Below are 17,177 nucleotides of genomic sequence, written 5' to 3'. Positions count from 1 at the left end.
ACCTAATTTTAAAATTTGGCACAAGGCCAGCGGGGGTAGGGGTTCAAAATCTTGGCCCCCTACTCCGACGACCGATAGCGCAGTAAAATTATTTATGTGACAATCTATAGTTCGTTACCCCAGATAGTTACGCCGATAACACAGTTAGGAGGAAAGCCTCCGAGATTCTGTGTAAGCCCAAGTCTCGGATTTTTAATTTGACGTTCTCCGGCTTTACCCTGAAGCTGTTTATAAACTTCATAGGTCATTCTGATGCCGGAAGCGCCGATCGGATGCCCGAAACTTTTCAGCCCGCCGTCAGTTTGGCACGGAATCTGGCCGTCCAGATTATAAAAACCGGCATCAACATCATCTTTGGCCTTGCCCCTGGGAGATATCTGCAGGTCCTCATATATAACCAGCTCTGTAATAGAAAAACAATCATGAACTTCCATCATGCTTATCTCTCCCCTGGGATTTTTTACTCCCGCCTCTTCATATGCTCTCACGCCGCAGCGATAGGTTGTTTCTACATGGGTTCCGTCCCACTGATTAAAGCGATATTCTTCTTCCGGGCTGACAGCGATCTGCTGGGCCTTGGAATAAAGCGGGTCGGGACGAAATTTTTTCGCGTCTTCGGCTCTGACAACAATAGCAGCGGCAGCACCTTCCGTTACCCCGCAGCAATCGAAAAGACCTAAGGGCCAGGCAATCATAGGAGCATTCATGATTGTCTCCACATCGACTTTCCTTCTCAAATGCGCCTTGGGAGTCATAGCTCCGTTGGCATGGCTTTTGGCCGATATTTTGGCCAGAGTTCTTTTCCCCTCTTCCGGAGAAAGTCCGTACCGGTCAAAATACTTGGTAGCCAACATGGCGAATAGTCCAGGTGCCGTAACATTGGGAAATACCTGGCGATTATAAATGCCCCGCAACTGACTGAAATCAGGCAAACCCCCATAGCCGATATCCTTTAATTTTTCCACGCCCAGAGCCAAGGCGATATCGCACGCTCCGGAAGCAACCGCATAACTTGCCGCCCGGATTGCTTCGGTTCCACTGGCGCAGAAATTTTCTACCCTGGTTATGGGAATAAATGGTAATTTCAAAGCGCCGGCCAGGGGAATGGCGCTTTTGCCCACGTTAACCTCGTCAAAGCAGCTTGAAAACCAGGCTGCGCCAATATCCTTCTTTTCTATGCCTGCATCTTCAATTGCTTCTTGAAAAGCCTCGGAAGCCAGAGATTCATGGCTTCTGCCAAAATGCTCTCCAAATTTGGTACATCCCATACCAATAATTGCAACTTTATTTTTAATACCTTCAGCCATTTCTATTACTCCTTATCTTCAAATGATTATCCTTTAAAGGGCGTTGCTTTCCAGAAATAACCGGAAAGACCACGTGCCTGATCAAGATATTTTCTTCTGAAAGTCATTTGCAAAGACTGTCCCACCTTAAGATCATCCATCTTGCAGTCAGTGATATCAAACCAGTATCTTCCTCCTCCTTCAAAATCGACGATACCGTAAAGTCCCGGAGGAGATTCTGTAAAAGCCAGATGATCGGCAGTATAGGTAAAAAGCTTGGCAACCTTGTCCGAAAATGAGTAGTCTTCCATCTTTTCCACTGCCCCGCAGCCAGGATTAACGCAAACAGACTCGCGTGGAAACTGAGGTGTGCCGCATTCCCTGCATTTAGACCCAACCAGTTTTATAATTGCATTCTGTTCTCTCCACAGAAGTGACTGGCTGGTAGGAGCAACCTCTTCCCCGCGTATTCCGATTTCCTTGTCGAGCATCCCCTTGAAAGAAAGATATTGAGTATAAGACTCAAGCTCTGTTTTATAATCAAGATTTTTCTGTAATTTGTTTCTTGATTTTATTTTTGTTATCTCATCCGTAATTTCCAAAATTAATGCATCGCTTCCGCTGCCGATGCTTGCCACCAGAATTTTATCGCCCGGTTTGGCTTTATCCAGAGCTCCCGCCAGAAGAAGCAAAGAATGGGCAGAGCCTGTATTGCCCACCTCATTCAGCAAAGGTGCCTGAACTTTTTCATAATCTACACCTAATTTTTTGGCCAGACCAATATGATCTTTAATACCTATCGGAGGATAGATCACCTTGGAGATATCATCCATCTTGAGTCCGCATTTATTCAGGACCCCGTTAATGGCTTCAGGCAGTATCTTGGTGTAACCTTCTTCCCTGATCCATCGTTCTTCCCAGGTTCGAATATACTTATCTCCAGTAATCCTTCTATGATCCGCAAAATCATATGAGACCGAATAAGAACCAACAAGGGATGCGATAACGCCTTTACTGCCCACCACCAAAGCGGCGGCCCCGTCTCCCAGCAGTTGTTCATGTATTCCGCCCGCCTTGGCAAGACGCATGTCGGAAGCGCAAACCATTGTAGTATCTTCGTTCGACCCCCCTAAAGCCGCTATCAAAGCAGTTGTGCCTGACTTGAGGCAGCCGGAGAAATCCGCAGTTCTGGTACTGGGAGACAAATTGAGCGCTCCCGCGGCGATAGATGAATTGGCCCTCTCCAGATTAGGAAAAGTTGTGGAAGCAAGATATAAACTGTTTATCTTTTCCCTCTCAATATCGGTAAAGCAGTCCATGCCGGCGGCAACAGCCAGTGTCAAACTGTCTTCATCAAAATTGGCCACAGCCTTTTCCCCTTTTGCAATACCTGCCGTTCCGGGATTAAACCACATCATAGCCTTGAAAATGGTTTCACGTTTAAGCCGATTATATGGCATATAGATTCCGTAAGCTGTAATTCCTCTCATTTTACCTGCTCCTTCCTGAAAAAAATATTAATAGTTTCCCGGTCTGTTATTTAAAAATTTTACTTTAATTTAAGTCTTGCCGGCCTTCCTGACAAAATTCACAATATCTTTCAGAGATGACCCCGGCCCAAAGACCTCTGCAACCCCCATTTTTTTCAGTTTGGGGACGTCATCCGGCGGAATAGTGCCGCCAACCATAACAATCGTATCTTTCAAATCATTTTCTTGCAACAGTTTGACCACTTCAGGGGCCAGAATCAGATGATTGCCGGACAGGGAACTTAAACCGATTACATCAGCATCCTCCTGTATTGCTGTTTCGACAATTGCATCCGGCATCTGATTGCCCATATAGACCACCTCGTTCCCGGCATCACGTATGGCACGGGCAACAACCACACTTCCCCGCCAGTGTGCATCCATGCCAAGACGCGCTATAATAACCTTAACTGCTTTTTTCATATTCCGAATCTCCTTAGGGAACTGGAAAAAAATAATATACCTATATCGTGCAGAACTTTTGTTCGTCTTCAAGGCGTGATGGCAGGTGCATAGCAAGGGCTATTGCAACGTAGAAGACGGGCAAAAGGGCAAGCCGGATGGGTAAATTATTTTTTGAAAGTTCCTTTAATATTATTTTAAAAAACATAAGGTGTTGTTTATTAAAAGAGTGGCGGGTCCCATATTCCGTATTTCTCCCTGAGTTTCTTGGTTATCTCTCCCTCGGTGATATTGGCCTGAACAAATTCAACTATCACTTCCATAAGGTTATTCTCCTCATCGCAACATCGTGATATGGCATCCAGGGCCTTTTGAACTGCGGCAGCGCTCCGTTCTTTCTTTATTTTATTTAGTTTTTTCTCCTGAACGGAAACTGTTTCAGGCAATTCAAAAAGTTCGATAGGGAGCACTTCATTTTCAATTACATTGCAATTTACTCCAACAACCGACATCTTCCCGGTTTCAATATTCTGCTGATATTCATAGGCTGCATCCGAAATATTTCTATGAATCCTGCCTGTTTCAGTTGCCTTGACTATTCCGCCGGCCAGGTCAACATCGTATATAATTTTCATTATCTGTTCTTCAAGCTGGTTGGTAAGGCTCTCCACAAAGTATGATCCCCCCAGGGGATCTATAGTTCTGGTCACTCCTGTTTCGAGCTGGAGAATCTGATTAACCCGCAGAGCTGTAATAGACGACAATTCAGTAGGAATACAGAGCCCTTCATCATATCCGTCCACGTGCACAGACTGGGCTCCTCCCAGAACTGCAGCCATGGCATGGTAGGCGGAACGTGCAATATTATTCAGCGGCTGCTGTGCCGTAAGAGCTACGCCTGCTGTCTGCACATGGAATCTGAACGCCATTGAACGTGGATTCTTGGGGTTGTATCTCTCCTTCATTATCTTGGCCCATACCCGCCTGGCAGCGCGATATTTGGCAATCTCTTCAAAAAAATCGTTGTGGCCGCTCATAAAGAAGCTTAACCTGGAAGCAAAATCATCAATATCGAGTCCTCTTTTAATCATCTCTTCCGCACAGGCCAGGGCATTGGAAATAACAAAGGCTACTTCCTGGGGAGCAGTACATCCTGTTTCCCTGTAGTTATACCCCGCAAAACTGACCGGATTCCAGCGCTTGGCATATTTTGCGCAAAACTCAATCGCATCACAGCTTAACTTAAAGGCAAAACTCGGCGGCGAAACTCCGGGAGCAGTTGCCATACAGGTTTCCATCAGAAAATCGTTCTGGCTTGTTCCGATGAGATTATTAAGCGGCACTCCCCGATTCCTGGCATTGGCAAAGTACATCGACTGAATCGTGATGTTGCAGATCGGCTGGCAGGTAACCAGGGAACTGCTAACCTTCTCCAGCGGGATGCCGTCAAAAAGAGTCTCCATGTCTTCCAGGGTGTCTATCGCCACGCCGCCGCGGCCGCAGTCGGCCCGCGCCATGGGGTCTGTAGAATCGTATCCCCGAAGTGTAGGATAATCAAAAATTCCGTTTATTCCGGTTGCGCCTTCTTTCAGCAGCAGCTTGTATCTTTCATTGCTATGCTCGGGAGTACCGAAACCGGCCAATTGCCTCATGGTCCAAGTGCGCCCCCTGTACATGGTCGGATGAACTCCGCGCACAAAAGGGGCTTCCCCCGGAAAACCTAGATCATCAATATAATCCATATCAGCCACATGTTCCGGAGTATACATCGGCTCCACCGGAATGCCGGAAAGAGTCTTATGCTCTTCATCATTATTCGTTTTTTTTTCGAATTCAGAGACCTTTTGTTTCCACCGGTCCCTTGCATCGTCACACTTTTTAATAGAGTCTTGATTAAACAGTTTTGAACTCATGGTCTCTCCTTTACGCCTGAAACCCTGTCATAACAAACAAGAGAATTAGGGGTTGGTTTTATCTTCGGTCACTTATAGATTTCCACATAAATAATTTCACTGCGTTATCGGTCATCGAAGTAGGGGTTCAAAATTTTGAACCCCTACCACATCCGGCCTTGTGCCAAATTTTAAAATCAGGTAATTATCTAAAAATCTATAGAGTTGCGTGTTGAATAGTGAGTGATGAGGAAAACCAGATCGCATCTTTATTCTCAATACTCATACCTCATATCCTGAAATGACCGAAATTAAAAATTTAAAACCTCATCTGAAACGGAATACGGATTAGTAGCTCCTTCAATAATGCTGTTGATGTACTCTTTCTTCTTTCCGGTGCTTTTCAGCTCATTATAAATCTTCCTCTCCATCTTTTCCTTGAATACAACACCCAGTTCCTGTTCCACCCGCGCGAATCTGACTCGATCAATATGATTACCGGCATGCAAATGTGCATCATGCTCCGCTATGGTATCCATGAGTTCATCAATACCCTTAAGATCCTCAAGTTTGGCGGCCATGGAAACGGTTGCTATAACTTTCGGCACCCAGGCCCCCGCTTCAAAACCCGCGGCGGATATGGAGTTCCTCAATTGTCTGAAACTGGTATCGGCGCCTTCTTGGTCAGCTTTATTCAAAACATTGATATCCGCAATCTCCATTATTCCGGCTTTCATGGCCTGAATATCATCTCCCATATTGGGCGTATGGACCAGCAAACAGGTGCCGGCTATATGGATAAGATCAATCTCATCCTGGCCTGCGCCGAGTGTTTCGACTATTACAACATCCATGCCCATGGCCTCCATAATGCGAATTACATCATAAGTGCCCTTGGACAAACCTCCCAGGTACCCCCTGGAGGCCATACTCCTGATAAATACGCCTGGATCGAGGGTGTGGCTCTGCATCCTGATCCTGTCACCCAGCAAGGCTCCACCTGAAAAGGGGCTGCTCGGATCAACAACAATAACCCCTACTTTTTTGTCCTGTCCCCTCAGCTTTCTTACAATATGGTTGGTTAGGGTACTCTTGCCTGCGCCTCCCACACCGGTTACGCCTATAATACGTGCCTGCCCTGAATGGGGATAGATAAGTTTCATGATTTCATGGTGCTCGTCCATCTCATTTTCAACCAGAGTGATAGTACGGGCTGCTATCCGGCGGTCTCCCGTAACTACTCTTTCCACCATTTCAGCCGCACTTAATTTTTTCATCAGAAATAAATCTCCTAACTATTTATATATTTGCACGTTTTTCCGTTTTCATAGCCTGCTCTTCCGCATCTTTCTCGAGCGCAGCTATCTTTTCATCGGAATATCCCAAAATGTCCTTTAAAACTTCATTCCCATGCTGATTGTAAGTAGCGGGCGGCAGATGATCGCCTGTTATCTGATCCTTTATACGTATTGGGCTTGCGATCGCCCGCATCGGCCCGCAAACAGGATGATCCATGTGGATAACATTTTTATTGTGAACAACCTGGGGATCCTCCAAAACCTGGTCGAGGGTATATATCGGCCCTCCGACTATATCGTGCTTATCGAATAACTCCAGCCATTCTTCTGTATTTTTTTCAAGAAGAGTCTCTTCAATAATTTTCTCAAGCTCATTCTTGTTTTCATTCCTCTTATTATTTGTGTCAAACCGCGGATCCGTCAAGAGCCACTCCTTATCTATTGCGGTGGCAAGTCCGGGCCATGAAGGACCAAGGGTTATATAACCGTCTTTAGTCGCAAATGCTCCTATTATGACATTAGGATGCCTTTTCCCCTGGGGCTGCGGCGGCTTACCGGATAAAAAGTAGTTCTGAAAATGATTGGACATGAGAGACATGGTAGAGTCAATCAAGCTGACTTCCACTTTTGAACCTTTGCCCGACTTCTGCTTCTCATAGAGCGCAACCACTACTCCCATGGCGCAAAAAAAACCGCCGGCCAGATCAGCTATCGGCAGACCGGGACGCATAGGCCCGCCGCCGGGTTCTCCGCACAGGCTCAAAGCGCCGGCAATACCCTGCACGATATCATCAAAAGCGCCCTTAATTTTATATGGCCCTGACTGACCGTAGCCTGTGATAGAAGCACAAATTATATCAGGATTAATTTTTTTGACGGTTTCATAATCAGCCCCGAGCCTTTCAATAACTCCGGCCCTGAAATTGTCATAAATCACATCCGATACTTTAACCAGATCATAAAAAGCCTGCTTGCCAGACTCAGTGCGCAGATTCAGCGCAATACTCTTCTTATTGCGATTCAAGGCCAAAATATAATAGCTTTCACCTTTGTTATCAGGCTTGACGCCTCTTAACATATCCCCTCTTCCATATGCTTCAATCTTGATAATATCCGCACCAAGATCACCCAGAAGCTGCGAACCGTACGGCCCCGCATGTGCTTGTGACAAATCTATAATTCTTACTCCGCTTAATGGTCCCTGTATTGTCATTTATCCCTCCTATTATGATAGCATAGATTGTCACCTAAATAATTTCACTGCGTTATCGGTCGTCGGAGTAGGGGTTCAAAATTTTGAACCTCTACCACCTTTGGTCTTGTGCCAAATTTTAAAATCAGGTTATTATCTGACAATCTATAGATAATATGTAAAAAAAAATAAAGTCCATAATAGGTTAAAATCCTCCGCTGATTTTCATTAACCCTCCCGATTAATAAAAAGAATTGATTATTATGCCGATTTTCTATAAGAGATGACAAACTTTTTAAATTATCAAACGGAGGTGCATATGGCTTTCGATCCTACAAAGGACAAAGTGTTAAAGCAATGGAAATGCGACGAAACCGGCCTTGTTATTTCAATAAACAGGTACGGCGAAGGGGAAGCAAAAATCCAGATAGGGCCAAGAATTTTTATAAAAAAGGACGGCGGTGAATCACAACGCCGGGCCGGTCGCCTTACCATGGAGGACCTCACATGGTTTTATGAAATGATAGATGAAATTAAAGACGAACTCGCAAACCATGTAACTCCTGAGTAAATGGTAAAAATGAACAATTCTTATTCTATTGTTAATCCGGTTAAAGGAAAAAATTCCCCGGACCCCGGCTTCCGTGTCATTATTATAAGTGACAAAAATGACCTTGACAAGCTATCTTCCTTGCTTGACCTGAAACAAGACGCTGCTTTCTTGCTTATGAATAGCAACTTCTATTGCGGTAAAGGTTTTTCTCAAGCATTTTCCCTGGCAGGGCCGGTAATCGGAGCATCATATGCCGTCTTGCTGCTCGAAACCCTTATTGCCTGGGGCGCTCGTGAAATAATATTCTTCGGCTCATGCGGGGCTATTTCACGAAGTGCAAAAATAGGTGATATTATAGTTCCCACATGCTCTATTATAGATGAAGGTGTCTCAAAACATTATAATGGCCAGTGGCTTAAGGCATCCAAAAACTGGCCGGAAAATTATGAAGGCGAAGATGCCCTGGCATACCCTTCTGATAATTTAACCAAGATAATTAAAAACGAATTATCAAAAAACGGGCTTAACTTTAAATCCGGTATGATTTGGACAACAGATGCCGCCTTCATGGAGACCTATGAAAAAGTGAAATACTTTCAGCAAAAGGGGGCACTGGGAGTAGAGATGGAAACATCCGCTCTTTTTACCGTGGGCAATTACAGGGGAGTTGAAACAAGTGCAATACTTGTTGTGTCCGATGAACTATCCACATATACTTGGTGCCATGGTTTCAGCGCAGCGCGATATAAAAAAAGCCGCAAAAAGATAATAGAGAGTTTAAGCGCTTTATGCAAAAAAATATAGATGGACTGACAATCAGCAAAATCGAATTTTTACGAAAAGAACTCCACAAACATAATTACCTCTATTATATTAAAGACGATCCTGAAATATCCGATTCCGAATATGACCGGATGATGAAAGAATTAATCGAGCTTGAAAAGTCTTATCCCGATCTTTCAAGCCCCGATTCACCGTCCATGCGTGTAGGAGCCCCGCCCTTATCAGTATTTGCAACTACGGAACATACCATTCCGATGCTCAGCCTTGATAATGGGTTTGATGACAGCGACGTCTTGACGTTCGATAAAAGAATAAAAAAAAATCTTAATACAAGCGATGAGATTCTATATACGGCAGAACCTAAATTAGACGGTATAGCCGTTGAGCTTGTTTATGAAAATGGCAGGCTGTCAAGAGCTTCAACCCGCGGAGATGGAACCAGGGGGGAGCTTATAACGGAAAATATCAGAACTATTCGCTCGGTTCCCCTGCTCCTGCAAAATTCGGATAAAATCAAAACACCCGCCCTTCTTGAAGTCAGGGGTGAGGTTGTAATGGGACATGCCGGATTTAAAAAGCTTAACCGCAATCAGCTTGCGAACAACCTGAATATCTTTGCAAATCCAAGAAATGCCGCGGCTGGTTCCCTGCGTCAATTGGACTCAAAAATAACTGCGCAAAGGCCCCTGGAAATTTTCGTTTACGGTATCGGAAGAGCAACGAATATTTTTGCTGAATCACACTGGGAGTATCTTTGTATTTTAAAAAAACTCGGATTCAGGATCAACTCTCTTATAAAATCCGGTCTGACAATTAAGGCTGTAATTGAGTATTACAGGGAAATTTCTGAAAAAAGAAATTCTCTGCCATATGATATTGACGGTGTTGTTTTAAAGGTCGACAGCCTGAAAATGCAGCAATCATTGGGTGCAACGTCCAGGAGCCCCAGGTGGGCAATAGCATACAAGTTCGCAGCCATGCAAGAAACCACTAAAATTATCGATATTGATGTACAGGTGGGACGTACAGGGGTCCTGACTCCTGTCGCAATTCTTGCTCCTGTAAATATAGCCGGCGTTAATGTCACCAGGGCCACACTTCATAATGAAGACGAGATCAAACGCAAAGATATCAAAACAGGAGATACTGTTCTGGTACAGCGGGCTGGGGATGTAATACCTGAAATTGTAAAGGTGATCGATTCCGGACGCACAGGTGATGAACAAAAATTTTCCATGCCTGCAAACTGCCCTGTCTGCGGAGCTGAAGTTGTACGTGAAAAAGATGAATCTGCTGCAAGATGCGTAAACACAGATTGTCCCGCACAAATCAAGGAAAGGATAAAGCATTTTGCATCAAAAGCTGCCTTTGATGTGGAAGGCCTTGGCGATAAACTTGTTGAACAGCTTGTAGAGAAAAAAATCTGCACTTCATGTGCGGATATTTTTTATCTAAACATTGAAAAACTGAAAACCCTTGACCGTATGGGAGATATCTCTGCAAAAAATATAATAAAAGCAGTTGAGAAAAGTAAGAAAATCTCATTTTCCAGATTTATCTATGGGCTGGGCATACGTCATGTGGGTGAACACCTGGCAAAAATACTTGCGGATCATTATAACAGCTTTGACGGGCTTGCAAAGAAGCTGCCTGAGGAGATAGAGGCTGTGGAAGGGATAGGCCCGGTTGTGGCCGAAAGCATCTTCAATTATTTCAGGCAGGATAAAAACCTGGAAATAATAAATAGCATTATTAAAAGCGGTGTAAAGGTCATTTATGAATCTGCAAAAAAAAAAGGTACGCTTGAAGGCAGCGCTTTTGTAATAACCGGCGTACTTGAAACCTGGACGAGGAGCCGGATAAAGAAAATTATCGAATCCGCCGGCGGCCGTGTCAATAGTTCCTTAAGTCACAAAACAGACTACCTGCTTGCGGGCAAATCAGCAGGCTCCAAACTAACCCGCGCAAAAACCCTTGGCATAAAAATCATTGATGAAGATAAATTCAAGTCCATGCTTGACTCTTGATTAGGCAAAAGAAAAGGGGCAGCAATATTTGCTAACCCCTTGAATTTGTTATGGCGGGAGTGACGAGACTTGAACTCGCGACCTCTGGCTTGACAGGCCAGCGCTCTAACCGAAACTGAGCTACACCCCCCTGAAAAATGTTATATATTTACTATTTTTTGATGGTAGGCGGAACAGGGCTTGAACCTGTGACCCTCGGCTTGTAAGGCCGATGCTCTCCCAACTGAGCTACCCGCCCAGAAAAAAAATATTTAGAAAAAAATGAATAATACAAGCTAAACATATTTATGTCAAGAATAAATTAAACTTTTGCCATTCAGATATTTTTATTTAATTTATCCTTTATTTAATTTATCGAGGTACTCTGCTCGACATTATCAGCCATTATGTCTAACTTTATATCATTATTTGTAAAAAATTTATCACCCGGACTGATTACTAACGCATGGGGAAGAACCTCATCCATATTCTCAACAAATATAATTTCTATTTGTTTTAAAACATTGGAAGGGATATCCTTTAAATCTTTTTCATTCTCCCTGGGAATGATAACCTTTTTTATCCTCCCCCTATGAGCGGCAAGAATCTTCTCTTTTAATCCTCCAATGGGAAGAACCCGCCCCAGGAGAGTTATCTCACCCGTCATGGCCAAATCGCGGCGGGCTGATCTTTTTGTAACAGCGGAGACAAGAGAAGTGCATATGGCAATACCGGCAGAAGGACCATCCTTTGGTGTAGCTCCTTCAGGCACATGTATGTGGATATCATATTTATTGTAAAACTCATTATCTATCTGGAGAATTTCTGAACGGGAACGCACATAACTCACAGCCGCCCTGGCTGATTCTTTCATAACATCGCCGAGAGTGCCGGTTAAAATCAACTCACCCTTACCCGGCATAATTAACGTCTCGATGCTGAGCAATTCTCCGCCGACCTTTGTCCAGGCAAGACCTGTAACCATTCCGATCTGATCATTTTTCTCGATCTCTCCATGTTTAAAAGGGGGAGGACCAAGAAATTTTACCACCGAATTAGCTGTTACTTTGTATGAAGTGGTATCTTGACTATCTTTAGTATTATTGACAACTTCCCTGGCAATTTTACGGCAAATAGAAGCGATTTCACGCTCCAGGTTTCTCACCCCGGCTTCTCGTGTATAACGCTGTATGATTTTGTGAACAGCATTAGGAGTAAACCGAATATTATTACCATCAAGCCCATTAACCGAGATCTGTTTTGACAACAAGAATTTATCGGCTATATGATATTTTTCATACTCGGAATAACCGGATAATTGTATAATCTCCATTCTGTCCTGCAATGGAAGAGGTATATCGAGGGTATTTGCTGTTGTTATAAAAAGTATGTCCGACAAATCATAGTCAAGATCAAGATAATGATCGTTAAATGAATTGTTCTGTTCGGGATCGAGAACCTCCAGTAACGCCGCAGAAGGATCTCCCCGAAAATCCATACTCATTTTATCTACTTCATCAAGACACATCACGGGATTATTAACACCGGCTTTCTTCAGGGACTGGATTATTTTGCCCGGCATTGAACCTATATACGTCCGCCTGTGACCACGAATCTCAGCCTCATCCCTTACGCCGCCGAGTGAAAGACGAATATACTTTCTTCCCGTAGCCCTAGCAACCGACTTGGCCAAAGATGTTTTTCCTACACCAGGAGGCCCTACAAAGCAAAGAATAGGGCCTTTTATTTTTTGTATCAACAATTGCACTGCAAGGTATTCAAGAATACGTTCCTTAGGTTTTTCCAGACCGTAGTGATCCTCGTCCAGGATAATTTCAGACTTACCTATATCGTCCGCAACCTCGCTGGTTTTCAACCAGGGAAGAGATAAAATCCAATCAATATATACTCGAACAACAGTAGCTTCGGCTGACATAGGCGGCATCAGCTTGAGTTTTTTGAATTCATGGTCAACTTTCTCACGAGCTTCTTCAGGCAGCTTGGCTTTCTTAATCTCCTCCTCTAATTCAGCTAATTCCTCATAGGGAGTATCCTGTTCACCCATCTCTTTTTTTATGGCTCGTATCTTTTCATTAAGGTAATAATTCTTCTGGGATTTCGCCATTTGATCCTGGACACGCCCCTTAACCTTTTCATCAACCCGAAGAACTTCTATCTCAACCTTCATTAAATCAAGAAGCAAGCTTAACCGGTCAGCGATTTTTTGGGTTTCTAAAAGACGAAGTTTCTCCTCTATGGGAAAAGCAAAGTGAGACGACACCGTATCTGTTAACCGGGCAAGATCTGTGATACCAAGAATATTGTTTTTCAGATCATTCGATATATTCTTATTCAATTTGGAATATTCTTTAAATTTATCCTTTATTGCCCTGCCCACAGCGATATGCTCAGGATCCGAGGCATCCACTTCCGTTAGCGGCTCCGCCTCAACCTTGAAAAACTCCTGATTATCTAAAAACTGGATAATTCGTGCCCTGCGGCTCCCTTCGACCATGGCCTTTACAGTTCCATCAGGAAGACGAAGAATCTGCAATACCCTCCCGATAGTTCCTTTCCGGCTGATATCTTTTTCGCCAGGGCTGCTAATACCAGCTTTTTTCTGCGTAGCGAGAAAAATACTTTTATCTTGATTCATAGCTGCGGCCAGCGCACTGATAGACTTAGAGCGGCCCACAAATAGTGGCGCAACTGAATGGGGGAATACCACAATATCCCTAAGGGGCAACAAAGGAATACAAACATTCCCCTCATCGGGTTCATCTGAAATTTTAAAAAATTTAGCCATTTTCACCACAAATTCTAAGCCTGTTTTTTTGTCTGCTCATATACGAGCATAGGCTTTTCATCATTCATAATAACTTCTTCATTAATAACACATTCTTTGACATTCTGAATCGAAGGGATCTCATACATGATATTCAGCATGCTGCTTTCCAGTATTGCACGCAAACCTCTTGCGCCGGCTTTCCGTTTAACAGCCTTTTGCGCAATAGCAGTTAAGGCGCTATCCGTTATTTTTAAATCCACCCCTTCAAACTCAAAAAGTTTTTGGAACTGCTTAACCAAAGCATTCTTTGGTTCTAGCAAAATTCTTACCAGGGACTCTTCACTCAATTCATCAAGTGTTGCTATAATAGGAAGTCTGCCAAGAAACTCAGGTATCAGACCATATTTAATCAGGTCCTCGGGTTGAAGTTTTTTTAAGAGCGCACCTATCTTTTCTTTTTTATTACTTACCACCGTAGCGCCAAAGCCCATAACCTTGGAACCTGTTCGACGCTGAATTACATTATCAAGGCCGTTAAAGGTGCCTCCGCATATAAAAAGGATATTGGAAGTATCGACTTTTACAAAATCCTGCTGGGGATGCTTCCTGCCTCCTTTGGGCGGCACACTGGCAGTTGTACCTTCGATAATCTTGAGCAACGCCTGTTGAACGCCTTCACCTGACACATCACGTGTAATAGAAGGATTGTCGGACTTGCTGGCTATCTTGTCTATCTCGTCTATATAAACAATCCCCCGCTTTGCCTTCTCAACATCGTAATCAGCATTTTGAAGAAGAGAAAGGATAATATTTTCAACATCTTCTCCAACATAACCGGCTTCAGTGAGGCTGGTGGCATCCGCAATGGTAAACGGTACATTAAGAAATCTGGCAAGGGTCTGGGCCAGAAGGGTCTTGCCACACCCGGTGGGGCCTATAAGAAGAATATTGCTTTTCTGGATCTCCACATCTCCTGAGCTTACAGTGGAATCGAGCCGCTTGTAATGATTATAAACGGCAACGGCAAGAGTCTTTTTTGCATCCTCCTGTTCGATAACATAATCGTCGAGCATCTCTTTAATCTCTTTAGGGACAAACAGAGCCTCAGTGCTATCCACGTCTTTCTCATTCTCTTCTTCGATTATCTCGCTGCACAACTGGATACATTCATCACAAATATAAACGGCGGGTCCTGCAATAAGCTTGGTAACCTCTTTCTGATTTTTTCCACAAAATGAACAAAAAAGATTTTCGTTTGGATCTTCTTTTTTTGACATTTTAAGCCTCCTCAGCCTTTGTGAGCTTATCTAAATCACTCCTGCTGGCCATTACATGATCTATCAATCCGTATTCTTTTGCCTCATCTCCTGACATGAAAAAATCACGATCCGTATCCGTATTGATCTGTTCAATCTGCCTCCCGGTATGCAAGGCCAGAATATTATTAAGGGAATCCCTCATACGAAGAATCTCCTTGGCTTGAATAGCAATATCTGATGCCTGCCCCTGTGAGCCTCCCAGGGGCTGGTGTATAAGAATACGCGAATGGGGTAATGCATAGCGTTTGCCGTGTTCTCCGGCGGCCAGCAAAAGTGCGCCCATACTGGCTGCCTGGCCGATACATACCGTCGCTATATCCGGTTTTATATACTGCATCGTGTCGTATACAGCCAGACCGGCCGTAACTACTCCACCGGGGGAATTGATATAAAAATTGATATCCTTATCAGGGTCCTCGGATTCCAGAAAAAGAAGCTGCGCTATAAGAAGATTTGCGATCTCATCATTTATGCCGGACCCAAGAAAGATTATTCTGTCTTTGAGCAGTCTTGAATAGATATCATAAGCGCGTTCACCTCTGCTACTTTGCTCTATTACCATCGGTACCAAGGGCACAGTGATCTCCTTTCTTTGTTTGGTTTAACATTCTATATTTCCGGTTCAACTTCTTCAATAGTACTTCTTTCTATAATAAGACGCATAGCATTTTTTTCAAGCAAAGTCTGCTTAAAAAGCTCCATACTTCCCATGTTCTGGCTATATCTTTTCTTTATTTCATCAAGAGGCAAGTTCAATCTGGCAGACATATCCCTCAAGCCTTCTTCTACCTCTTCATCAGAAAGAGTCAGCTTCTCCTGATTCGCAACTGTGGTCAACACCATATGACGTTTCACCTGCTGTTCAGCAAGACCGCGATATTTTACCGCCAAATCATCCCTTAATCTTTTAAGTTCATTCGTGGTCATCTCCTTTACAGGATATGATTGAGACATGGGCGCTATGATTCCATCCAGCTCATGTTCAATCATGACCGAAGGAACTTCAAAGTCCATTTTAGCTAAAATAGCTGTAAAAACCTGTTCACCTAATTCCTGATTAACCCTGGCCCCATAACCCTGTTTTAGGTTGTCAGCTACGGCATTTTTCAAATCATCAAAAGACTGAAATTGGCCAAGCTTCTTTAGGAACTCATCATCAAGTTCAGGCAAAACCTCTTCCAGTATCTCATTAATTTTCACTTTAAATGTTACTTCAGCGCCGGCCAGGATATCTTTAAAATGATTATCAGGGAATTTTATGTCAATATCATACTGGCTGTCACCAGGTTTTAAACCTATCAGAGCCTCATCAAGATCTTTTGAAATGAGACCTTCACCTATCTTCAGCTTAAAATTGTCCGCGCTGGGCACCTCTTTAAAGGGCATTCCATCTTTGAAGACTGCGTAATTCAACAAAACCAGATCTTGGTTGCGGATTGCACGGTCTTCCTGAACAGCTTTATGCTCCGCCAGATTTCTCTGCAACATTTGTACCTGCATCTCGATCTCTTTTTCCGTAACTTTGTAGATATTTTTTTTGAGGGTCAACCCGTTGAAATCTACATCACCAAGTTCAGGCATTACTTCGACATGCGCATCATACTTATAAGGTCCGGTATCGGATAGCTCAGCAGGCTCAACTACCGGATTCCCTACTGCTTTCAGTTCGGCCTTACTTATTGCCTGATAGACTGAATTCTGAACTAATTTGGATGCAACATCTTTATGAACATCTTTTTTAAACATTTGTTCCAGAACATTGCGAGGAGCCTTGCCCTGGCGAAAACCTTTTATTTTTGCCGTTTTTTTAATATCTTTATAAGCTTTGTCTATTTCAACAATCACATCTTCTTCAGGTATCTCAATATGCAGCAATTTCTGTACAGAGCTTAAATCATCTACACTAACTTCCATAGCATTCCATCCTAAATGAATTTTGAGTAACAAATATATAAATGCGAGAGGGGAGACTTGAACTCCCACTCCGTTGCCGGAACTGGATCCTAAGTCCAGCGCGTCTACCAATTCCGCCACTCTCGCGTAAAATATAATTATTTATTGAAATAAAAATCAATAACCTGCTATACGCAATATATAAGTTGATTTGATTCCAATATTATAATAAAATG

At 43.4% G+C, this 17,177-nt stretch carries 13 protein-coding genes and 3 tRNA genes; 3 read left to right on the top strand and 13 right to left on the bottom strand.

From position 1 onward, the window contains the following. Positions 1–104 precede the first annotated feature (104 nt). The 6 genes from BuS5_RS18015 to BuS5_RS17990 all read right to left on the bottom strand — a co-directional run bounded on the left by BuS5_RS18015 (position 105) and on the right by BuS5_RS17990 (position 7,620). The gene (locus BuS5_RS18015; protein WP_027353562.1) at positions 105–1,307 is read right to left on the bottom strand and encodes an acetyl-CoA acetyltransferase; all 1,203 of its coding nucleotides are present in this window, start codon (positions 1,305–1,307) and stop codon (positions 105–107) included. A 26-nt stretch (positions 1,308–1,333) separates the two neighbouring features. After that, positions 1,334–2,776 (bottom strand): hydroxymethylglutaryl-CoA synthase family protein, encoded by a 1,443-nt coding sequence (locus tag BuS5_RS18010; RefSeq protein ID WP_027353563.1) that lies wholly within the window; start codon positions 2,774–2,776, stop codon positions 1,334–1,336. A 69-nt stretch (positions 2,777–2,845) separates the two neighbouring features. After that, on the bottom strand, positions 2,846–3,238 hold the full coding sequence (locus BuS5_RS18005; protein WP_027353564.1) for a cobalamin B12-binding domain-containing protein: 393 nt from the start codon (positions 3,236–3,238) through the stop codon (positions 2,846–2,848). A gap of 200 nt (positions 3,239–3,438) precedes the next feature. After that, positions 3,439–5,130, bottom strand: a complete 1,692-nt coding sequence (locus tag BuS5_RS18000; RefSeq protein ID WP_051374681.1) for an acyl-CoA mutase large subunit family protein — start codon at positions 5,128–5,130, stop codon at positions 3,439–3,441. Positions 5,131–5,420: 290 nt separating this feature from the next. Then, complete coding sequence (meaB, locus tag BuS5_RS17995) at positions 5,421–6,386, bottom strand: methylmalonyl Co-A mutase-associated GTPase MeaB (RefSeq protein WP_051374682.1); 966 nt, start codon at positions 6,384–6,386, stop codon at positions 5,421–5,423. Positions 6,387–6,408: 22 nt separating this feature from the next. Continuing rightward, positions 6,409–7,620: a CaiB/BaiF CoA transferase family protein gene (locus tag BuS5_RS17990; RefSeq protein ID WP_027353567.1), complete on the bottom strand. Its 1,212-nt coding sequence runs from the start codon at positions 7,618–7,620 to the stop codon at positions 6,409–6,411. Positions 7,621–7,918: 298 nt separating this feature from the next. On the opposite strand from BuS5_RS17990, the gene BuS5_RS17985 reads away from it, so the two are divergent. The 3 genes from BuS5_RS17985 to ligA are packed head-to-tail and all read left to right on the top strand — an operon-like array spanning position 7,919 to position 10,962. After that, positions 7,919–8,170 (top strand): hypothetical protein, encoded by a 252-nt coding sequence (locus tag BuS5_RS17985; protein ID WP_027353568.1) that lies wholly within the window; start codon positions 7,919–7,921, stop codon positions 8,168–8,170. 9 nt (positions 8,171–8,179) lie between these two features. Continuing rightward, on the top strand, positions 8,180–8,956 hold the full coding sequence (locus tag BuS5_RS17980) for a nucleoside phosphorylase (RefSeq protein ID WP_198012218.1): 777 nt from the start codon (positions 8,180–8,182) through the stop codon (positions 8,954–8,956). Continuing rightward, entirely contained in the window at positions 8,941–10,962 is a 2,022-nt protein-coding gene (gene ligA, locus BuS5_RS17975) for an NAD-dependent DNA ligase LigA (protein WP_035264939.1), read from the top strand. The genes BuS5_RS17980 and ligA overlap by 16 nt, the downstream gene beginning before the upstream one ends. A 51-nt stretch (positions 10,963–11,013) precedes the next feature. On the opposite strand, the gene BuS5_RS17970 is transcribed toward ligA, so the two are convergent. The 7 genes from BuS5_RS17970 to BuS5_RS17940 all read right to left on the bottom strand — a co-directional run bounded on the left by BuS5_RS17970 (position 11,014) and on the right by BuS5_RS17940 (position 17,088). After that, positions 11,014–11,092 (bottom strand) — tRNA-Asp (locus BuS5_RS17970). 32 nt (positions 11,093–11,124) lie between these two features. After that, positions 11,125–11,200: transfer RNA gene (locus BuS5_RS17965), tRNA-Val, on the bottom strand. A 108-nt stretch (positions 11,201–11,308) separates the two neighbouring features. Next, positions 11,309–13,747: an endopeptidase La gene (gene lon / locus BuS5_RS17960; protein ID WP_027353569.1), complete on the bottom strand. Its 2,439-nt coding sequence runs from the start codon at positions 13,745–13,747 to the stop codon at positions 11,309–11,311. Between the two features lie 14 nt (positions 13,748–13,761). After that, positions 13,762–15,006: an ATP-dependent Clp protease ATP-binding subunit ClpX gene (gene clpX / locus BuS5_RS17955; protein WP_027353570.1), complete on the bottom strand. Its 1,245-nt coding sequence runs from the start codon at positions 15,004–15,006 to the stop codon at positions 13,762–13,764. 1 nt (position 15,007) lies between these two features. Next, positions 15,008–15,625 carry an ATP-dependent Clp endopeptidase proteolytic subunit ClpP gene (gene clpP, locus BuS5_RS17950; RefSeq protein ID WP_027353571.1) on the bottom strand — a complete coding sequence of 206 codons (618 nt, stop codon included), beginning with the start codon at positions 15,623–15,625 and terminating at the stop codon, positions 15,008–15,010. A 32-nt stretch (positions 15,626–15,657) separates the two neighbouring features. Then, on the bottom strand, positions 15,658–16,962 hold the full coding sequence (tig, locus tag BuS5_RS17945) for a trigger factor (protein ID WP_027353572.1): 1,305 nt from the start codon (positions 16,960–16,962) through the stop codon (positions 15,658–15,660). A 42-nt stretch (positions 16,963–17,004) separates the two neighbouring features. Then, a tRNA-Leu gene (locus BuS5_RS17940) sits at positions 17,005–17,088 on the bottom strand. Positions 17,089–17,177: the final 89 nt, after the last annotated feature.

It is taken from the genome of Desulfosarcina sp. BuS5 (assembly GCF_028752835.1).
In the GTDB taxonomy this organism is placed as follows: domain Bacteria; phylum Desulfobacterota; class Desulfobacteria; order Desulfobacterales; family BuS5; genus BuS5.
The sequence above is the reverse complement of the archived record's forward strand: the minus strand, read 5'-3'. Positions and strand labels throughout refer to the sequence as shown.